The sequence below is a fragment of the Streptomyces sp. SAI-170 genome (assembly GCF_049739565.1).
GTDB lineage: Bacteria > Actinomycetota > Actinomycetes > Streptomycetales > Streptomycetaceae > Streptomyces.
On sequence record NZ_JBMGQD010000001.1, the window covers coordinates 1,391,943 to 1,411,499 of the forward strand.

At 73.7% G+C, this 19,557-nt stretch carries 17 protein-coding genes; 2 read left to right on the forward strand and 15 right to left on the reverse strand.

Features of this window, described 5'->3' with window-relative positions; translation table 11 throughout:
* Positions 1-161 precede the first annotated feature (161 nt).
* The 3 genes from RKD23_RS06385 to RKD23_RS06395 are packed head-to-tail and all read right to left on the reverse strand — an operon-like array spanning position 162 to position 2,742.
* A complete protein-coding gene (locus tag RKD23_RS06385; protein ID WP_424852745.1) occupies positions 162-665 on the reverse strand; it encodes a hypothetical protein in 504 nt (167 codons plus the stop codon).
* On the reverse strand, positions 662-1,261 hold the full coding sequence (locus RKD23_RS06390) for an RNA polymerase sigma factor (RefSeq protein ID WP_424852746.1): 600 nt from the start codon (positions 1,259-1,261) through the stop codon (positions 662-664). The genes RKD23_RS06385 and RKD23_RS06390 overlap by 4 nt, the downstream gene beginning before the upstream one ends.
* 56 nt (positions 1,262-1,317) lie before the next feature.
* Complete coding sequence (locus tag RKD23_RS06395) at positions 1,318-2,742, reverse strand: S8/S53 family peptidase (protein WP_424852747.1); 1,425 nt, start codon at positions 2,740-2,742, stop codon at positions 1,318-1,320.
* Positions 2,743-2,890: 148 nt separating this feature from the next.
* On the opposite strand from RKD23_RS06395, the gene RKD23_RS06400 reads away from it, so the two are divergent.
* On the forward strand, positions 2,891-5,455 hold the full coding sequence (locus RKD23_RS06400; RefSeq protein ID WP_424858179.1) for a CHAT domain-containing protein: 2,565 nt from the start codon (positions 2,891-2,893) through the stop codon (positions 5,453-5,455).
* 12 nt (positions 5,456-5,467) lie between these two features.
* Here RKD23_RS06400 and RKD23_RS06405 read toward each other — a convergent pair whose 3' ends face one another.
* On the reverse strand, positions 5,468-7,765 hold the full coding sequence (locus RKD23_RS06405) for a LuxR C-terminal-related transcriptional regulator (protein ID WP_424858180.1): 2,298 nt from the start codon (positions 7,763-7,765) through the stop codon (positions 5,468-5,470).
* 230 nt (positions 7,766-7,995) lie between these two features.
* Between RKD23_RS06405 and RKD23_RS06410 the strand changes: the two genes are divergently transcribed.
* Positions 7,996-9,081, forward strand: a complete 1,086-nt coding sequence (locus RKD23_RS06410; protein WP_424852748.1) for a M12 family metallopeptidase — start codon at positions 7,996-7,998, stop codon at positions 9,079-9,081.
* A 136-nt stretch (positions 9,082-9,217) separates the two neighbouring features.
* On the opposite strand, the gene RKD23_RS06415 is transcribed toward RKD23_RS06410, so the two are convergent.
* The 11 genes from RKD23_RS06415 to RKD23_RS06465 all read right to left on the reverse strand — a co-directional run bounded on the left by RKD23_RS06415 (position 9,218) and on the right by RKD23_RS06465 (position 19,554).
* A complete protein-coding gene (locus RKD23_RS06415; RefSeq protein ID WP_424852749.1) occupies positions 9,218-10,342 on the reverse strand; it encodes an MsnO8 family LLM class oxidoreductase in 1,125 nt (374 codons plus the stop codon).
* On the reverse strand, positions 10,335-11,420 hold the full coding sequence (locus RKD23_RS06420) for an LLM class flavin-dependent oxidoreductase (RefSeq protein ID WP_424852750.1): 1,086 nt from the start codon (positions 11,418-11,420) through the stop codon (positions 10,335-10,337). Before RKD23_RS06420 ends, RKD23_RS06415 begins: the two co-directional genes overlap by 8 nt.
* Positions 11,417-12,796, reverse strand: coding sequence for an NtaA/DmoA family FMN-dependent monooxygenase (locus RKD23_RS06425; RefSeq protein ID WP_424852751.1), 1,380 nt, complete (start codon positions 12,794-12,796; stop codon positions 11,417-11,419). Before RKD23_RS06425 ends, RKD23_RS06420 begins: the two co-directional genes overlap by 4 nt.
* Positions 12,797-12,818: 22 nt before the next feature.
* The gene (locus tag RKD23_RS06430; protein WP_424852752.1) at positions 12,819-14,003 is read right to left on the reverse strand and encodes an LLM class flavin-dependent oxidoreductase; all 1,185 of its coding nucleotides are present in this window, start codon (positions 14,001-14,003) and stop codon (positions 12,819-12,821) included.
* Positions 14,004-14,109: 106 nt separating this feature from the next.
* Complete coding sequence (locus RKD23_RS06435; RefSeq protein WP_424852753.1) at positions 14,110-15,123, reverse strand: ABC transporter substrate-binding protein; 1,014 nt, start codon at positions 15,121-15,123, stop codon at positions 14,110-14,112.
* Between the two features lie 36 nt (positions 15,124-15,159).
* Entirely contained in the window at positions 15,160-15,924 is a 765-nt protein-coding gene (locus RKD23_RS06440) for an amino acid ABC transporter ATP-binding protein (protein WP_404031601.1), read from the reverse strand.
* Positions 15,921-16,904, reverse strand: coding sequence for an amino acid ABC transporter permease (locus RKD23_RS06445; RefSeq protein ID WP_424852754.1), 984 nt, complete (start codon positions 16,902-16,904; stop codon positions 15,921-15,923). Before RKD23_RS06445 ends, RKD23_RS06440 begins: the two co-directional genes overlap by 4 nt.
* A gap of 243 nt (positions 16,905-17,147) precedes the next feature.
* A complete protein-coding gene (locus RKD23_RS06450; protein WP_424852755.1) occupies positions 17,148-17,303 on the reverse strand; it encodes a hypothetical protein in 156 nt (51 codons plus the stop codon).
* Between the two features lie 111 nt (positions 17,304-17,414).
* A complete protein-coding gene (locus RKD23_RS06455; protein ID WP_424852756.1) occupies positions 17,415-18,071 on the reverse strand; it encodes a glutathione S-transferase C-terminal domain-containing protein in 657 nt (218 codons plus the stop codon).
* 66 nt (positions 18,072-18,137) lie between these two features.
* Positions 18,138-18,260: a hypothetical protein gene (locus RKD23_RS06460; RefSeq protein WP_404031613.1), complete on the reverse strand. Its 123-nt coding sequence runs from the start codon at positions 18,258-18,260 to the stop codon at positions 18,138-18,140.
* Positions 18,261-18,345: 85 nt separating this feature from the next.
* Positions 18,346-19,554, reverse strand: a complete 1,209-nt coding sequence (locus tag RKD23_RS06465; RefSeq protein ID WP_424852757.1) for a DUF2201 family putative metallopeptidase — start codon at positions 19,552-19,554, stop codon at positions 18,346-18,348.
* Positions 19,555-19,557: the final 3 nt, after the last annotated feature.

A 19,557-nucleotide genomic window follows, 5' to 3' on the forward strand; every position in this document is an offset into this window, starting at 1 on the left:
TGCTCGCGGACACGCTGCGGGACCGGATGCCGGGGCTGCGGCTCGCGGTCCCCGTGGATCAGGTGCCCTGGCGTACCAGGACGATGATCCGGGGACCGCGGAGCCTGCCCTGCGCCTGGTGCGTCAGGTGCGACCCGGGAGGTCGGGTGCGGCCTGGTGTGTCAGGCGCGCAGCCACTCGGTGACGACCACCTGTCCGCCGGCCCGCAGCCGCAGCGCGAAGGGCCCCGACGGGGTCGTGTCGCTGGCGAAGCGGCCCATGTCGTCGGCGGCGAGGGCGGTCGGCGCGGCCGGCTGCACTCCGCCGAGGACCTCGATGCCGGCCGGCTGGGGCGGCAGCACCTGCCCCATCAGGCCCTCGCCGCTCACCTCCACGTCCACGGTCAGCTCGCCCGCCCGGAAGGTCAGCATCCGCGGCGGGTCGGCCACTCCTCTCACCGGGATGGCGTCGACCAGCGAGTCGAAGGTCAGCTCGGCGATCTGCGCGTCGAGGTCGTGCAGGAAGTAGGCCTCCACCGCGACCCTGCGCAGCTCGGCCGGCACCGGGTCGAGGACGGCCGCGGCGCGGCGCAGCTCCTCCTCCAGCGGGCCGGTGTCGAAGGAGTCCTCGTTGAAGGGCTCGTCGTCGAAGTCGTTGCCGTTGTCGTCGGCGTCGAAGTGGTTCACAGCGCTCCCCGTGCGTCGATTCGGGCGCGCAGCCGCCGCAGACAGCGCTGGCGCAGCGGTCCGATGGAGCCCACGGCGATGCCGAGGGCCGCGGACACCTCCTGGTAGGTCGGTGGCGGCGAGGCCATGAGCACCCGCAGCAGTTGCCTGCAGCGGTCGCCGAGCGCCTCGAACTCCTGCCACATGCAGCGGATCCGCTCGGTCTCGGCGGCCGCCTCCTCGGAGTCGAGAACGGACTGCTCGGGTGTACGGTCCTCGCTGACCCGGTCCAGGAGCTGCGGGTCGTCGGTGGGCGTGAGCCGCTTGAGGCTCTTGATGACCTTCAGGCTCTCGTGCCGTGCGGTGCTGGCGAGCCAGGAGCCCGCCTTGTCCGGTTCCCGCAGCCGGCCCAGATGCTGGGCGAAGCGGAACCACACCGTCTGGTAGACCTCGTGGGCGTCGGCGTCGGACAGCCGGTGGGCGCGCACCACCGACCACACCAGCGGGCTCAGCCCTTCCACCAGCGCTTTCCAGGCCGCCGTGTCACCCTCGACGGCGGACTGGACGAGCGCGCCGACATCTGCACGGTCCACGGCCCCACCCCTCGTGTACGGCATGTCATCGTACGCCGTGGAGGGGCATGCTCCGATCCTCGTCTCTACGTAGGTGCTCATCACGAGGCCGTGACCGGCACCGGGCGCCAGCCGGCAGGCCGCAGCGCCGGCACGTGCGCCCCGCGCACCTCCGCGAACTCGGTGTTCGCGGCGAGCAGTTGCCGACGGGCAGCGCGCGGGTCGGTCTCCTTGTGGGCGGTCATATGGGCGGCGATCATCCCGGCGACGACCGGGGCGGCGAAGGAGGTGCCGCTCCAGCTGGCGAATCCCTCGAACATGACCTGGTCGGCCTTGCCGGAACCGCCGCTCTGCCCCTCCGTCAGCACGCCGGTGTGGCTGGGGGCCTGGCAGGTGCAGGCGTAGGTGAAGCCGTAGCGGCAGGCGTCGTAGGTGGAGTGCTGGTAGACGTACGGCACGGGGGTGGTGAAGCCGGTGAGGGCGCTGGTCAGGCGCTCGCCGGGGGCGTACGCGCGCACCCAGGAGCCGTGGTTGGAGAAGCAGGCGCCGAACTCGCCGTCGCCGCGCAGGGCTCCGACGGACAGCACGACGTCCTCGAAGTCGGGCAGTCCCGCGTAGGCGGCGGGCCAGAAGGGCGTGGCGCTGGCGTTGTTGCCGGCGCAGGCGACCAGCAGGGTGCGCCGCTGCTTGAGTTCGAGCATGAAGTTCTCGATGCCGAGCAGGCCGTCGGTGCGGCCGTTGGAGGTGCCGGCGGAGAGGCTGAGGATGTCGGGCCAGCCGCCGCGGTCGACGGCCTCGAAGAGTTTCTCGCCGAATTCGGACTCCAGGATGGCGCCCGCGTCGGTGAGCGCGTTGCTCACCGTGATCTCGGTGTTGGGCGCGACGGCGGCGACGAGCCCGGCTATGAAGGTGCCGTGGCCGACGTACTGCTGCAGGACGCCCTGGTCGTCGGTCTCCCTGAGCTGGGCGTCGCCCTCGGTGTGCACGAGGGGCGGGTAGGAGCGGTAGTCGTGCATCAGGCCGGTGTCGACGACGAGGACGCCGACGGCCGTCTCGGGGTCGTAACGGCTGGTGTCCAGGCCGGGGTTGGGGGCCTCGGTGCGCGGGACGGGCACGGGTTCGTCGCCGGGGCAGGCGTTGACCGCGATGGAGACGACGTGGTTACGGCTGATCAGCCGGCGTCCGGCGCGGCCCTCGGCCTGCCGCACGGCGCGCATCGCGGCGGCGACCTCCTGGTCCGCGCCCCGGACGCCCTGGCGGGGGTCGCCGACCTGGATGCGGGTGATGCCGGAGCGGTTGGCCTCCCGGCTCGCCCGGCGCACGGTGTCGGCGGTCAGCGCCGGGTTCTCGGTGAAGTGGGCGCGCACGACGTCCTCGACGATGCGGGCCTCCTCGCCGTCACGGGCGAGGACGACGCCCTTCTCGTAGATGAACTCGGCGGAGTCGTCGGGCCCCAGGGCGAGGGGGACGTCCGGCAGCGAGCGCTGGATCTGGTCGAACTGCTCGTGGAATCGCTGTGGTGCCATGGCGGGTCCTCCCGGTGGGGCAACGGTCGTCAGACAGAGCCGCGGGATCGTTGCCTGATACAGACCCCGACCCGTGTGATGCGGTTCCGTGGCGACTAGCATCCGTTGCGTGACAGCGGGAAGCGACTCGGTGCTGGAACTGCTGCCGATGGTGTTCGCCGCCCCGAACGAGGCGCTGGCGCGGGCCCGGAGCGTGCTGGGGACCGACGCCTCGCCCCTGCACGCCTCCGTGGCCCATCAGGTGATCGGCATCTGGCAGCGCGACTTCGGCGATCTGCGGCTCGCCCTGCACCATCTGCGGCGGGCCCGGGACTGCGCGGCGCGCGCGGACTCCGCCGAGCGGGAGGCGGACGTACTGGGCACGCTCGGGGTCGCGTTGGTGCACGCGGGGCGCACTCGGCAGGGGCTCACCGCGTTCGAGCGGGGCGTGCTGCGCGGCAGCGGGCACACGCGGGCGCGGGTGCTGTACCGCAGGGCGTACGCCTGGTGGGTGCTGGGGCAGCACCGGCAGGCCCTGGAGGACGTACGGCGGGCGATCCCGGTGCTGCGGCAGGCGGACGACACGATCTGGACGGCGCGGGCGCTCACCCTGCGGGCGACGGTGCATCTGGCGCTGGGCGCGGTGGACCGGGCGGAGGCGGACTTCACGGCGGCGGAGGCGCTGTGGGACACCACCGGCCAGGAGCACGACAAGGCCGACGCGGTGGAGAGCCGTGGCCTGGCGGCGTTCCGCGCCGGGGACATCCCGGCGGCGCTGCGGCTGCTCGACGAGGCCGAGGGCCGGTACGCGGCGCTGGGCACACCGACGTTCATGCTGAACATCCGCCGCTGCGAGGTGCTGATGGCGGCGGGCCTCGCGCCGGAGGCGCTCGCGGAGGCGGACGCGGCGATCGCGGCGCTGGACGGCATCGGCGGCCAGTCGACCCGCAAGGCGGAGCTGCTGCTGGCGGCGGCCCGCGCGGCACGGCTCGCCGGTGACCCGCACACGGCGATAGCCCGCGCGGCGCTGGCGGTACGGCTGTTCGCCGGGCAGCGGCGCACCTGGTGGGAGACGCACGCCCAACTGGTGCTGATCGAGGCGCGGGTGGCGGCCGGGCGGCGTTCGGGCCGGCTGGTGGCGGACGCGGCCGCTGTGGCCGAGCGCCTGGCGTCCTTCAAGGCTCCGGCGGCGCCGGAGGCCTCGCTGCTCGCGGGCCGGATCGCGCTGGCGCTGGGCTGGCGGGCGGACGCGGAGCGGCATCTTGCGGTGGCCGCGCGCAGCAGACACGCCGGGCCTCCGCTGGCGCGGATCACCGGCTGGGCGGCGCAGGCGCTGCGCGCGCAGGCGGCCGGGTCGGGGCGGGGTGTCCTTCAGGCGTGCCGGCGTGGTCTGGCCGTACTCGACGACCATCGGATGACGCTGGGCGCCTCGGAGCTCAGGGCGCGGGCGTCGGAGCAGGGCGCGGAGCTGGCGGCGCTGGCGCAGCGGGCCTCGCTGGCGGCGGGCGGGTCACGGCGGCTCCTGGAGTGGAGCGAGCGCTGGCGGGCGACCGCGCTGTCGGCGCCGCCGACCCGGCCGCCGGCCGACCCCGCCCTGCAGAGCGGGCTGACCGCTTTCCGGGAGATCGCGGCCCGTGCGGACGCGGCCCGTATGGAGGGGCGTCCGGTGCCGGCGCTGGAGCGTGAACAGCGGCGCCTGGAGCGGGAGATCCGCTCCCGCACCCTGCACATCCGCGGGGACTCGCCCGGAGACGGGGACCGGTTCGACACGGGCCGGCTGCTGGCGGCGCTCGGCGATTCCCGGCTGCTGGAGCTGGCGGTGGTGGACGGCCGGGTGCATGTGCTGCTGTGCGGCGGCGGACGGGTGCGCCGTTTCGAGGCGGGGCCGCTGGCGCAGGCCGAGTCCGAGGCCGAGCATGTGCAGGCCGGGCTGCGGCGGCTCGCGCATCCCGGGGCGGAGGCGCGGCTGCCGCTGGTCGAGGCCATGGGTCGGCGCCTGGAGGAGCTGCTGCTGGGTCCGGCGGCCGCGTATCTGGGCGGCGGGCCGGTCGTGGTGGTCCCGCCGGGGCGGCTGCACCGGGTGCCGTGGGCGCTGCTGCCGTCGCTACGGGACCGGGTGCTGAGCGTGTCGCCGTCCGCGACCAGCTGGCTGCGGGCCCATGAGACCGCGCCGCCGCCGGGCGGGCGGCATGTCCTGGTACGCGGTCCAGGGCTGGCCACGGGCGGCGCGGAAGTGCCCGAACTGGTGGGCCGGTACGGTTCCCCGACCGTCCTGGAGGACGACGAGGCGCGGGCGCCGCGGGTGCTTCAGGAGCTGGACGGGGCGGCGCTGGCGCACATCGCCGCGCACGGGGCGTTCCGGGTGGACAGCCCGCTGTTCTCCTCGCTGCGGATGGCCGACGGGCCCATCGTCGTCCACGACTTCGAGCGCCTCGACCGCAGCCCGTACCGGATCATCCTGTCCTGCTGCGACACCGCCCGCTTCGCGTCCGTCGGCGCCGACGAACTCCTCGGACTCGTCACGGCGTTGCTGCCGCTGGGCACCGCGGGCGTGGTGGCGTGCAGCGCGCCCGTCAACGACGAGGCCGTCGTGCCCCTGATGCTGGCCCTGCACAAGGGCCTCGCCGCCGGGCTGTCCCTGGCCGAGGCCCTGCGCGACGCCCGCGCCGCCGTACCGGACGACGCGGTGCACCAGGCGACGGGGTGGGCGTTCACGGCGTTCGGCGCGGCGTGAAGTCACCGCGGGTCAAGCCGACTTGGAGTCCGGCTCGGCCACCAGGCAGGGCAGGGTCCTGCGGTCGCCGCCGAGGCGGGTGTAGGCGCCGTAGAGGTGATTGCCGACCGTCCGCACGGACAGGGTGAGGCGCTCGGCGATCTGCCGGTTGCTCAGGCCCGCCGCTGCCAGTGTGACGATCTGCCGCTGGCGCGCGGTGAGTTCGCCGAGCACCAGCCCGGTCAGGGCCGGGGTACGGGCCCCCTGGCAGCGGCGTGCCAGGGCGACGGCCCGGGTCCGCGCGGTGCGCGCCGCGAGCGGGTCCCGGTGCACCCGGGCCGCCTGTGCGTGTGCCTCGGCCGCGAACAGCACGAACCCCCGCTCCCGCAGCGCCTCGGCCACCCGGTCGAGCGCGGGCCCGTCCCCCCGCGCGAGCGCCTCGGCATGAGCGGCGAACACCCCACCGGCGGGCAGCACTCCGAGCGCCCGCTCCGGCGCACCGAGTCGTACGGCGTCATAGGGCCGGTCGTCGCCGAGCGCGGCGAGCGCGCCGTCGAGGTCGCCCTGGGCGGCAGCGAACCAGACGGCAGCGGCGGAAGGGAGACGGCCGGGGGCCGGGCCTTCAAGGACGCCGCGCGGGGCGGGGTGTTGGGCATCCGCGATGGCATCGGCGGCGGGCGGCCGGTCGCCGGGCGGTGCGCCGGCGGGTTCGGCGTGGAGCTGCGCGGCCTCGGCAGGCGGCAAGTCGGCGCGCCCCGCGGGGTGCTGCGCGGCCCCGGCGACAGACCGGTCGCCGGGCAGGGCGCCGGTGGGTTCGGCGCGCACGTCCGTGGCCGCGGCAGGCGGCACATCGCCGGACAGGCCGCCGCCGCGCGCGGCGGGGCCCTGCACAGCCCCGGCAGCAGCCCGATCGCCACGCAGGGCGCCAGTGGGCTCGACGCCGAGCTGCTCGGCCCCGGTGGCCGGCCTGTCCTCCGCCCTCGCGCCCCGCGGCACGCGGTGCGGGCGACGGGCCGTCGGGGCCTCGTCGTCTCGCTCGCTCCGCGAGGAGCGCGCGTGCGCACGAGGGCTGGCCGGCCAGCCCGTGTCATGGCCGACGAGGTCGCCCGACTGCGCTGTGCTCAGGGCGAGTTCGAGTAGGCACGCCTCGTCCTCCGGGGTGTGCCGGAGGGCCAGGCGGGACCAGGCCGCGGCCTCGTGGAGTTCGCCGCGGAGGCGGCAGAAGCGGGCGCGTACGGCCGCGTAGGGGGCGGGGACAGGGATGCCGGACTCGGTGAGCCAGTCCCCCGCGGGTGTGGGCAGGTCGCGTACGTCGGCCTCCTCGATGCGCCGTTCCAGCGTGGCCGCCTCGGTCTTGAGGGCGAGGCCGGTCTCCTCCGACGTACCGGCGAGGCGGCGGGCACGCAGACGGCCGGCCGCGGCGCGCAGGGCGGGGCCGTGCAGGGGGTGGGCGAGGCGCACGGCGTCCGGGGTGCGCGGGTCGTCCATGACGAGGATCAGGCCCTCGGACTCCAGGCGTTCCAGGGCGCCCAGGTCGCAGTCGGCGGCGTCGAGCGGCAGGGGTTCGGCGAAGGCCAGCCGCTCCAGGGTCGCCCGCTCGGCGGGGTCGGTGCGGTCCAGGACGGCCGCGGCGCGCTCGTGGACGGCGGGGGTCAGCGGGAGCGGTCCGTGCCAGGCGCGTGCCCCGGTGTCCGGGTCGGCGACGAGGAGCCCCCGCTCCTCCACCGCGCCCAGCAGGTCGCGCAGCAGCCGCAGGTCACCCGCGCACAGGCGGTGCAGCCGGCGCGCGGTGAGGGGCTCGACGGGACCTCCCGCGGCGGCGGTGACGAGCCGGTCGGCCTCCTCGCGGGGCAGCGGCTCCAGCTCCAGCCGGGGCAGCAGCTCGCCGGTCCACAGCCGCCGTACGGCACCGGGTGCGGGCACCCCGTCGGTGGCGACGACGACCAGCCGGGTCCGGGCGTGCAGGGCGAGCTGGTGGACGAGCGCGGCGGAGGCGTCGTCGAGCAGATGGGCGTCGTCGACGACGAGCAGCCGTACGCCGGACAGCAGGTGCAGGGCGCGGTGCTGGGTGACGGACTCGGGCAGCAGGTGGGCGAACGCGGCGAACGGCGTCTCGCGGGTGCCGGGCGTGCCCGCGACCCGGGCGCGGTCCGCGCCCCGGACGGCCTCCTCGACCAGCCGGGTCTTGCCGCAGCCGGCCGGTCCGGTCACCACGATGCCGTGCCGGACGGCCGTCAAGGACCGCCGGACCAGCTCCAGTTCCTCCTCCCGGCCGGTGAACGGCCAGCGCACCGGCTCCAGGGCCTTGGCACCCCGCCCGAAAGGCGTCACCGTCTCGACAGGCGTCCCCGTCCCGGCGGGCGTCACCGACTCGGTCAGCGTCCCCGTCCCGGTAGGCGTCACCGTCCCCGTCCCGACGGGCGGCACGGCGGTCTCGAAGGGCGTCACGGTCTCGAAAGTCGTCACGGTAACGGGAGTCGGCGTACTCACCCCTGATACAGGGCGACTTGAGTAGACCCCGACTCAGGCGCCCGGCGGCGGCCGGGGGGCAGGCTGCTGCCATGACCGGACGCTACTGCTCACTCGCGCAGGCGCCGGCCCCCGCCTTCACCCCGGGGCTGGCCGCCGAACGGCTGAGCGCGCTCGTCGGCGGCCGGCCGATGTGGGTCAACGGCACGGTCCTGCACTACTACTTCTTCGACGGCGACCACGACGCCTCCGTCATCCACCTGCCCGGCTCCACCGAGACCCGGCGGGTGTCCTGGGTCGGCTCCGAGAAGCAACGGGACGTGGTGCGCGCCGCGTTCCGCGAGTGGCGCGACCTCGGGATCGGGCTGTCCTTCGTGGAGGTCTCCGACCGTTCGGAGGCGGAGCTGCGCATCGGGTTCCAGCTCGGCGACGGCTCCTGGTCGTCGATCGGCAAGGGCGCGCTGCGCGTCGGCATCAACGACCGCACGATGAACTTCGGCTGGGACCTCACCGCGCCCGGCGAGCGTGCCACGGCCCTGCACCAGATCGGGCACGCGCTGGGCATGCTGCACGAGCACCAGAGCCCGTGCGCCGGCATCCACTGGGACGACGAGGCCGTCTACGACGAGCTGGCGGGCCCGCCGAACTTCTGGAGCCGGGAGACCACACACTTCAACATCCTGCGCAAGCTGGACCCCGCGGAGGTCAACCGCGCGGTGTGGGACCCGCAGTCGATCATGGAGTATCCGTTCCCGCCGGGGCTGATCCTGGAGCCGGAGGAGTTCCGCGGCGGGCTCAACCCGCCCGGGACGCTGTCGCCGCTGGACAAGGAGTTCGCGCTGCGCTGGTATCCGCCGCTGGACGCGCCGCGCCCGCCGGCGCTGGTGCCGTTCCGTTCCGCGCCGCTGCGCCTCGGCCCCGGCGAGCAGGCCGACTTCACCGTCGAGCCGGCCGAGACCCGCGAGTACACGGTCGCCGCGTTCGGTGACTGCGACACCGTCGTCGTGCTGTTCGAGGAGCGGGACGGGGAGCCCCGCTATCTCGCGGGCGACGACGACGGCGGCACCCCGCGCAACGCCAGGATCGGATCCCGGCTGGTCAAGGGGCGCCGCTACTTCGTCAGGGCCCGGCTGTACTCCGGCTGGGGTCCGGGCGAGACCGCCGTCATGTGCTGGTGACACACCGCACGCAGGAGCCACAGTCCGGCACCGGGGGGCGGCCGGGGATTTTCGTCACCTTCGGGGGAGGGAGGCGAAAATCCCCGGCTGCGAGCGGAAACCCCGCACTACGAGGGAGGTGCGGGGCTTCCGCGCGTCAGGGACGTCCCGAGTGTCCGCGGCGCGCCCACTCCTCGGCGAGCAGCTCGTAGGAGCGGACGCGGTCGGCGTGGTCGTGGGTGATCGTGGTGACGAGGAGTTCGTCGGCGCCCGTGGCCTCCTGAAGCTGCTCCAGCCGGTCGGCGACCGTGGCCGGTGAGCCCGTGAACTGGGTGTCGACCCGGTCCTGCACCAGGGCCCGGTCCTCGTCGCTCCACTCGTACGCCCGGGCCTCCTCGGGGGTCGGGAAGGGGATCGCGCCCTCGGCGGTGCGGATGCTGCGCACCCACAGCCCGTAGCCGGTGGCGAGTTCGCGGGCCCGGTCGTCGTCCTCGGCCACGACGACGTCCGCGGAGACGCTGACGTAGGGCGAGTCGAGGACGGCGGAGGGCTTGAAGTGCGCCCGGTAGGCGTCCACGGCCTCCAGGACGGTGGCCGGGCTGACGTGGTAGTTCGCCGCGAACCGCACTCCGCGCGCGCCCGCGGTCTCCGCGCTCGGTCCGCCGCTGCTGCCCAGGATCCACACCTCGATCTCGGCGCCCTCCCCTGGCACGACGTGCGCCTCGACGCCCTCCGGTGAGCGGTAGGTGCCGGCGAGCAGGGCGAGGAGGTCGTCGATCTGCTCGGCGTAGTCCTGCGGTTCGGCCCCGGGTTGCAGGAGCAGCCTGCGCTGGAGGGCGATCCGCGGGGAGCCGAGCAGGTGCTCGAAGGAGAAGCGGGGCGGGAGGAGCAGGCCGTTCGGCGCGTGCCGGGGGCTGTCCCCGGGCGGGGCGGGGGCCGGCCGGCCGCCCGAGCGGCCGAGGCCGAGGTCCAGGCGGCCCGGGTGCAGGGCGTCGATCAGGCCGAACTCCTCCACCGTGCTGAGCGCGGTGCGGTGCCCGAGCTGGACGGCGCCCGAGCCGAGCCGGATCGTGGAGGTCGCGGCGGCCGTCAGCGCGAGGAGGACCGCCGGGGACGTCCCCGCCACGCCCGGGTTGAGGTGGTGCTCGGCGAACCAGTGGCGGGCGTAGCCCAGGCGCTCGGCCTGCCGCGCCAGGTCGATGGAGTTGCGCAGGGCGTCCGCTGCGGTCGAGCCCGAGGAGATGGGGACGAGGTCGAGGACGCCGAGGGGGATCTCAGACATGAGCGCGCTCCTTCTCCGTACTCGGCAGCACCGGCTCCCAGGCGAAGGGCGGGTCGGGGATGGAGCGCCGCAGGACGGGGGCCACTTCCGACTGGAACAGGCCCAGGGAGTCGCGGTGCTGAGTGTCCGTCAGGCCACTGGCGTCGGCGTGTAGATGCAGCACGGTGTGCCCGAACCGCTCGTGGTAGCGGTGCACCTTGTCGACGACCTGCTGCGGGCTGCCGATCAGCGCCGAGCTCCGCTCGACGAAGTCCTCCAGGGTCTCGAAGACGACGGGCAGTCCGTGCCGCCGCTGGAAGGCGAGGTTGCTCTCGAAGACCGGCCGGTAGGTCTCGGCCGCCTCCTGCGAGGTCCGTGCCACGTACAGCCCGGCCGTGCCCGCGCCGACCGCGAGACCGGCCGGGTCGTGGCCGTAGTGCGCCCAGCGTTCGCGGTAGTACGCGATCAACTCGGCGTACGGCTCGATGGGATGGGTGACGTTCGCCGAGAACAGCGGGTCGCCGTAGCGGGCGGCGAGGTCGACCGACTCCCGGCTGGTGGCGCTGCCGTGCCACACCCGCACCGGCCGCTGGTAGGGGCGCGGCCAGGCCTCGGCGTCCTTCAGCGGCGGGCGGAACCGGGTCTGCGCGGTGACCTTGTCCTCGCGCCACAGCCGCCGGAACACCTCGTAGCTCTCGGCGTTGCGCTCCCACTGGTCCTCGGGCGTGACCTGGAACAGCTCGCGCTGCGCGGAGCCGTTGCCCTTGCCGATGATCAGCTCCAGGCGGCCGCCGGAGAGATGGTCGAGGGTGGCGTAGTCCTCGAAGGCACGCACCGGGTCGAGCAGGCTGAGGGTGGTCACCGCGGTGAACAAGCGGATACGTCTGGTCAGGGCGGCTATGTGGCTGAGGACGACCGGCGGTGAGGAAGAGATGAAGGGGCGTTCGTGCCGCTCCCCCACGCCGAAGCCGTCGAAGCCGAGTTCCTCCGCGAGCAGCGCGTTGTCCAGGACCTCGCGGAAACGGTCCTGGGTGGACTTCAGAACTCCGGTGACCGGGTCGGGGCGGTGGACGATCAGGGTGATGGCGAGGAACTTCATGACGCCGCCCGGCGGTCGGCCACCTCGTCGGGGTGGGCGAGGCCCAGGTGGTCGCGCAGGGTCGTGCCCTCGTAGTCGGCGCGGAAGACGCCCTGCTCCTGGAGCAGCGGGACGACCTTGTCGGCGAACTCGTCGAGGCCGCCCGGGGTGATGTGGGGCACGAGGATGAACCCGTCGCTCGCGTCGGCCTGGACGTAGTCGTTGATGGTCTGCGCGACCGTGGCGGGACTGCCGACGAAGTTCTGCCGGTTGCCGGTCTCGATGACCAGGTCTCGGATCGACCACTTGTTTGCCTCGGCCAGCTCCCGCCACTCCCGCGCGGTGGCGACCGGGTCCCGGTACATCCGCACCTGGGCGCGGCCCCGCGCGATGTGGTGCTCGCCGGGATCGGGGTCGATGTCGGGCAGCGGGCCCTCCGGGTCGTACGAGGAGAGGTCCCGGTTCCAGACGAACTCCAGGTGCTTGAGGGCGGTGGCCCCGCTGACCTGCTGCCTGCGCACCTCGCGGGCGAGTTCCTCGGCCTCCGTGTCGGTGTCGCCGAGGACGAAGCTCGCGGCGGGCAGGATGAGCAACTGGTCGGGCCGGCGGCCGTACTTGGCGAGGCGGGACTTCACGTCCGTGTAGAAGGCGCGTCCCGCGTCGAACTGGGCGTAGCGGCTGAAGATGGCGTCGGCGCTGGACGCGGCGAACTCGCGGCCCTCCTCGGAGTCGCCCGCCTGGAAGATCACGGGGCGGCCCTGCGGGGAGCGCGGGACGTTGAAGCGGCCGTGGATGTCGAAGTGCTTGCCGGTGTGGACGAAGGCGCCTGCCTTGGCGTCGCTGAGGAAGGCGCCGGTGGCCTGGTCGGCGAGGATCTCGTCGCCGTGCCAGGAGTCGAAGAGTTCGTTCGCGGTGGCGAGGAACTCCTTGGCGCGCGAGTAGCGCTCCTCCTGCGGCAGGAAGCCGCCGCGGCGGAAGTTCTCGCCGGTGAAGGCGTCCCAGGAGGTGACGACGTTCCAGGCGGAGCGGCCGTCGGAGAGGTGGTCGAGGCTGGCGAACTGGCGGGCGACCTCGTAGGGCTCGTTGAAGGTGGAGTTGATGGTGCCGGTCAGGCCGAGGCGGTCGGTGACGGCGGCGAGCGCGGCGAGCACGGTGAAGGTGTCGGGGCGGCCGACCACGTCCAGGTCGTATATCTGCCCGCCCTGTTCGCGCAGGCGCAGGCCCTCTGCGAGGAACAGGAAGTCGAACTTGGCGCGTTCGGCGGTGCGCGCGAAGTGGGCGAAGGAGGAGAACTCGATGTGGCTGCCGGCGCGCGGGTCGCTCCAGACGGTGGTGTTGTTGACTCCGGGGAAGTGGGCGGCGAGATGGATCTGCTTCTGCGGCTTGCTCTTGCTCATGGTGGTGCGGTCTCCCTCCGGCTCAGGCTGCGGCGTAGCGGTTGGCGGGGCGCGGCAGGCCGAGCAGCCCGCGCAGGGTGTTCGCCTCGTAGGCGCGGCGGAAGGCGCCCCGGCGCTGGAGTTCGGGCACCAGGTGCCGGGTGATCGCGGGCAGGTCGTGCCCGGCGACGGCGGGCCGCAGCCGGAACCCGCTCAGCCCCTCTGACTGGAACTCCTGCACCAGATCAGCGAGTTGGGCGGGCGTCCCGGTGAAGACCCGGGCGTCGCTGCCGTACGGGATGCCGGCGAGCGCGTCGAGCCGCTCGCGGCGGGCGACGGCCTCGGCCTCGGTGTCGTCGAGGAACACGACCAGGTCGGCGAAGATGTGCAGGGTTTCGTCCGCCCGCCCCGCCGCCTCCTGCTCGGCGCGGATCTCTGCCACGATCGCGCGGGCCTGGGCGGTGTCGTGCGGGGTGACATAGCCGACGTCGGCGGCGCGGGCGACCAGCCGGTAGGGCACGGTCTGGTGGGCGAGGGCGGTGACGAGCGGCTGGCCCTGCGGGGGACGTGGTGTGATCGAGGGGCCCTTGACGCTGAAGTGGCGGCCCTCGAAGTCGATGTAGTGCAGTTTGCCGCGGTCGATGAAGCGGCCGGTGGCCACGTCCCGGATCTCGGCGTCGTCCTCCCAGCTGTCCCACAGCCGGCGGACGACTTCCACGTAGTCGGCCGCCTCGTCGAAGAGTTCGGGCACGGACGGGTCGTCGTAGTTCTCGATGCGGGCGATGGTGCGGCGGCCGAAGTGGGCCGCCTCGTTCGGACGGGCGGTGATCTGCACGCGCAGGCCGGCGCGGCCGGTGCTGACGTAGTCGAGGGTGGCGACGGCCTTGGAGATGTGGAACGGCTCGGTGTGGGTGGCGACGACCGTCGGGACCAGGCCGATGTGCGAGGTCAGCGGGGCCACGCGGGAGGCGATCAGGACGGCGTCGAGCCGGCCGCGGACCTGGTCGGTGCGCTCGTCCGGGTCGAGGAAGTGGGAGGACTGGGGGCCGAGGCCGTCCTCGATGGTGACGAAGTCGAGCAGGCCGCGCTCGGCCTCGGTGACGAGGTCGGCCCAGTAGCCCGCCCGGAACAGCTCACGGGGCCGGGCGACCGGTTCGCGCCAGGAGGCGGGGTGCCAGCCGGTGCCGTCCAGGGCGACGGCGAGGTGCAGGGGTGACGCAGAGGACATCGGGGTGCCTTCCGTTGCGGACCTGAGGGGTTGCCTCAGGAGGTGCCTCAGGGATTGCCTCAGAGGTGCCTGAGCGGTTGTCTCAGGAGGTGCCTCAGCGGTTGCCTCAGGAGTTGGTGAGCGGCAGGCCGGGCGGGTTGACCTCGGACTTGGCGACCGCCTCGTTGGAGAGGTTCCAGGCGGCGAGCCACTTGGCGTAGGCGCCGCTGTCGATCAGGTGGTTGATGGCGGCGGCGAGCGGCTTCGCCAGTCCGCTGTCCTTCTTGGCGGTCGCGGCGATCAGTCCCTGGAGGGTCTCGCCCGCGCCGGAGAACTGGCCGGCGATCCGCGTCGCCTGGGGTGTGCCGGCCGTCTTCGTCGCGTGGTAGGCGAGGTTCGGGCTGGGGCCGAAGTAGGCGTCGATCTTGCCGCTGTTCAGGGCCAGATAGAGGCTGTTGGTCTCCTGGAAGTACTTGACCGTGAGGGGCTTGCCCTCCTTGGCGAGCTTGGCCTTCCACTCCAGGAGGATCTTCTCCTGGTTGGTGCCGTTGCCGACGGAGACGGTCTTGCCGGCGAGGCTGTGGTAGTCGCCGTCGAAGGTCCAGGTGTCGTCCTTCTTCACCTCCAGGGCGAGGTCGTCCTTGCGGTAGGAGGCGAACTCGTACTTGCGCTTGCGTTCCTCGGTGTCGGTGACGTTGGAGAACGCCACGTCGACCTTTCCGCTGTCGAGGCCGATGAAGAGGTTCTCCCAGGTGGAGCGCCGCACCTCGGGTTCGAGGCCGAGGACGGCGGCCACCAGGCGGGCGAGGTCGACCTCGGAGCCGGTGAGGGTCTTCTGGTCCTCGCCGACGAAGCCGAGAGGCGGGCTGCCGGAGGGCAGGGTGCCCGAGCCGATGACCAGGGTGCCGCGCCTTCTGATCTCCTCGGGGAGCTGGGCGCTGATGGACTTCACCTCGGAGACCTTCAGGGCGGTCTCCTTCGCGGCGCCGTTGGACAGCCGCCCCACGGTGACGGTGCCGGCCGGGTCGGCCGTGGTGGTGGCGGCGTCGCTCTCGCCTCCGCAGGCGGTGAGGCCGGTGGCGAGGGTGGCGGCGGCGGTCGCCGCGGTGAGGCCGCGGAGGAGGGTGCGTCGCGAGAACATGCGTGTTCCTTTTCTGGTGCTTGTCGCGGTGGGTGTTCAGAGGACCTTGGCGAGGAAGTCGCGGGTCCGTTCGTGCTGCGGGTGGTCGAGGACCTGCTCGGGCGGGCCCTGTTCGACGATCCGGCCGCCGTCGATGAAGACGATCCGGTCGGCGACCTCGCGGGCGAAGCCGATCTCGTGGGTGACGATGAGCAGGGTGGTGCCGCTGGTCGCCAAGTCCTTGATGACGGCCAGGACTTCACCGACCAGCTCGGGGTCCAGCGCCGAGGTCGGCTCGTCGAACAGGATGATCCCGGGCCGCAGCGCGAGCGCCCGGGCGATGGCGACGCGCTGCTGCTGTCCGCCGGACAGCTGGCGGGGGTAGGCGCCGGCGCGGTCGGCGAGGCCGACCCGGCCGAGGAGTTCCCGGGCCAGCTGCTCGGCGGCCGGACGGGACAGCCGTCCGGTGGCGACGGGCGCGGCGGCCACGTTGTCGAGGACGGTCAGGTGCGGGAAGAGGTTGAAGTTCTGGAAGACGAACCCGATCCGGCCGCGCTGGGCCAGGATGGCCCGCTCCCCCAGCTCCTTGAGCCGGCCGCCGTGCCGTCGTACGCCGATCAGCTCGCCGCCGACGCTGACATGGCCGATCTCGGGCTTCTCCAGGTGGTTGATCACCCGCAGCAGCGTCGACTTGCCGGACCCGGACGGGCCGAGGATGACGGTGACCTCGCCGGGGCGGACGGTGAGGTCGATGCCGTCCAGGACGCGCTGGGTGCCGTACCACTTGTGCACGTCGTGCACTTCGAGGGCGGTGGCGGTCATACGGCGGCCTCCCTGCGGGCGCGGGCGCGCAGCTCACCGAGGCCTGCGCGGAGTTTCTGCAGCGGGGTCGGCGGCAGGCTGCGGGTGGCACCGCGGGCGAAGTACCGCTCGACGTAGTACTGGACGACGGAGACGGCGCTGGTCAGGAGCAGGTACCAGACGGTGGCGACCAGCAGCAGGGGCACGATGTCACCGGGGTAGGTGCTGCCCATGGTCTGCACCGAGCCGAACAGGTCGAGCAGCGACACGTAGAACACCAGCGAGGTCGCCTTGATCAGGCCGATGAGCTGGTTGACGTAGTTCGGCACGATCGAGCGCAGGGCCTGCGGCAGGACGATCCTGCGGAACTGGTAGCCCTTGGGCAGTCCCAGCGCGGCGGCCGCCTCGTGCTGGCCCTGGTCGACGGAGAGGATGCCGCCGCGTACGACCTCGGAGGCGTAGGCCGCCTCATTGAGGCTGAGCCCGACGACCGCGACCGCGAGATCGGTGGCCAGGCGCGACTCGTCGAAGGTGAAGAACGCCGGGCCGAAGGGCACGCCCAGGCTGAGGGTCTGGTACAGCGCGCTGAAGTTGTACAGGAAGAGCAGCACGATGATCAGCGGGATCGACCGGAACAGCCAGGTGTACGTCCAGCTCACCGCCCGCAGCACCGGGCTGCCGGACAGCCTGGCGAGGGCGAGCAGGATGCCGCCGAGGAGGCCCAACACGGCGCTGAGCGCGGCGACTTCGAGGGTGATGAGGAGGCCGTCGAGGATGACGGGGCGCAGGAACCAGTACTGGAACCGGTCCCATTGGTAGAAGGGGTTGGTCGCCAGGCCGTGGACGAACTGGGCGAGCAGGACGAGGACGACGGCGGTGGCGATCCAGCGGCCGGGGCGGCGCAGCGGCAGCACCCGCTGTGCGGCGAGGGGACGCTCGGGGGCGGGGGCGGCGGGCGCGGCCTGGGCGAGGGACACGGCGGCGCCTGGGGGTTCACTCATGGCGAGGCTCCAGCGGAGTCGGACACCCCGGGCGTCGCGGCGGGACACCATGGCGGAGCCCGCCGGGAGGGCGGGGCTACGGTGGTACGCCGGGACGGCGGTACGGCGTGGTGGCGCACGGGGGCGCGGACCGCACGGGACCGGGGGCTGGGCGGGCGACGGCACACCGCTTCGGCGGTGTTCGTTCAGGGCGTGCGGGGCGGCCGGGGGTGGACAGGCGGGTCGGACGACCCGAGAGGTCGGTCAGACGGCCCGGCGGCGGGCACGGCCCGGTGCGGTACACAGTGCGCTGCTGACGCGCAGAAGGTCGACGGCGCGGTCGGCGACGAGCGGGGTCGCGGGCGGCAGGACGCGGCCCCGGGGGCGGCGTGCTGCCGCCGTCCTGGAAGCTGCGTCCATGTCTGTCGTCCTCATCTTGCGGCCCGGTACGTGATGCGTCCGGTCGTCACCTGGGGGCACCACTGAACACACTGGATCGAACGGCTGTCAATTCCGGTCCACTTGGCGGACTCAGCCGCGGTCGAGCGGGCGGCTGAAGGCGGGGTGCGCGGACAGCCGGCGCACGTACGCGGCAAGGGCGGGCCGCTCGGGGGTGCCGAGCTGTACGAGGGTCACCCACAACTCGACGTCAGCGGCCGTGATGTGACTGCCCACCAGATACTCGGACCGGCCGAGCCGTTCCTCCAGCTCCTCCAGCGCGGCTTCCGGCTCGCCGTGCCGGACACGCGCACACAGCCGTCGTACGGCCTCGATCTCCGCCTCCGCCCCGCACGGATACAGCGAGGGACGTCCCGCCCCGAAGCTCCGGGCGAGGTCCCGCAGGATGTCCTGGACGTGGGTGCTGACTACACGGCCGGACCAGTCGTCCGCCAGCACCGGCGCCGCCGCGGGCCCCGGATGGTGGTGCGCGCTCGCCTCGTACAGCGGGAGCAGCCGGGAGTGCCCCCCGTCGGGCAGGTCGGGGACGGCGGGCAGGTGGGTGACGGGCAGCACGGCGTCGAGGCCGAGCAGGGCGTGGGTGACGGCGAGGCGCAGGCCGTCGGGACACGCGGTCGACAGATACAGGCGATAGCGGCGCGGCACGGCGTAGTGGCCGCTGCGCGCGTCGGGGCCGATACGGCCGCGCAACGGGGGCAGCGGACGGGTGGCGAGCGGTGCGACGGACATGGTTCTCCCCGGGTGGAGGCGTGAACGTACGCGCGACGGAAGGGCCGGCAGCTAAGGGGGGCGGGCTCAGCCGCGGGCGCCGGCCGCGCTGCAGACGCGCAGCAGGTCGATGTGACGGCGGGAGGTCAGCAGCAGCGGCCGCGGGGACACGCGCGGCACCGCCTCGGTGACCTGCTCGCGGCGCCCCATGTTTCCCTACCTGTTCACTAGGATTCCTGACTGGAGTGTCGGCCGGGCCAGGTCCCGCGTCAAGGGGGCGTCCACCATGCGGCGGTCAGCGCGGCGGCTTGATCCGTACGGTCTCCGCCCAGGCGGGCGGCTCCGGGGCGTCCTCGCCGATCAGGGCCACGATGAGCCGGCAGGAGACGGGCTCCGGCGGCCAGGGCGTGTAGCCGTCCGTCAGCACGACGACGATCTGAGGCGGTTCGGGCGCGGCGAGCGCCCGCTCGATGCCCACGGTCATGTCCGTCCCGCCGCCGCCCGCGAGTTCGACCTGGTCGACGGCGGTCACCCGGGCGACGGCGTGCACATCGGCGTCGCAGGCGAGGACGGCGACCCGGTTGCCGCCGACGCCCACCTCGCGCAGCACGCCCGACACCTCGGCGAGCGCGGCGGCGAGGTCGTCCTCGCCCATCGAGCCGGAGGTGTCGACGACGATCGCCACGCGCGGCAGCGGCCGGCGCAGGCTGGGCAGCACGACGCGGCCGCCGAGGGCGGGCGTACGGCGGGAGGGGCGCCGGTAGGTGTAGTCGACGGCGCCGCCCGCCCAGGCGGCGGCCTCGCGGACGGCGCCGGTCAGCGCCTTGCGCCAGTCGACGGTGGGTTCCAGGACCTCCTCCGCCCAGCGCCGCCAGCCCGTCGGGACCGAGCCTCGGGAGCGCTGGTGGGCGCGGACGGCCTGCGCGGTCTGGCGGCGCAGCGCCTCGGCCTCCACCGGGCCGAGCCCGGCCACGCCCGCGGCGCCCTCCCCCAGGTCCCAGGGCGCGGGGACGCCGTGTGCGCCGGACCCGCAGTCCAGTGTGAGGTCGGATGTGGGCGGGACGCCGGGCAGGTACGTCTCGAACGTGCCGCCCTCCGGCAGGTCGAACAGCCGTGGCTCCATGCGCCCTTCGGGCAGCCGCAGTCCGTCGGAGAGGAGGTCGTCGTTGATCTCGCAGTCCTGCGCGATGTTCACGCGCAGCCGGTCGCGCTGCTCGGCGGCGGGCAGCCGGTCGGCCCGGCCGTGGTGGTCGCGCAGCAGGTGCGCCACCTCGTGGACCCACACCCCGGCCAGCTCCTCGACGCCGGTGGCCTCGACGAAGGCGGGCGCGACATAGCAGCGCCAGTGCCGGTCGACGGCCATGGTGCGCACCTGCCCGGAGGGGACGACCGTGAGGGCGTACAGGGCGGAGGCCAGGTACGGGCGGGCCTCGGCCGCGGTGTAGCGGGCGGCGAGCAGCTTGGCGCGGTCCAGGGCGCCGGCGGGGCCTTCGGCGGCGGTCATGGC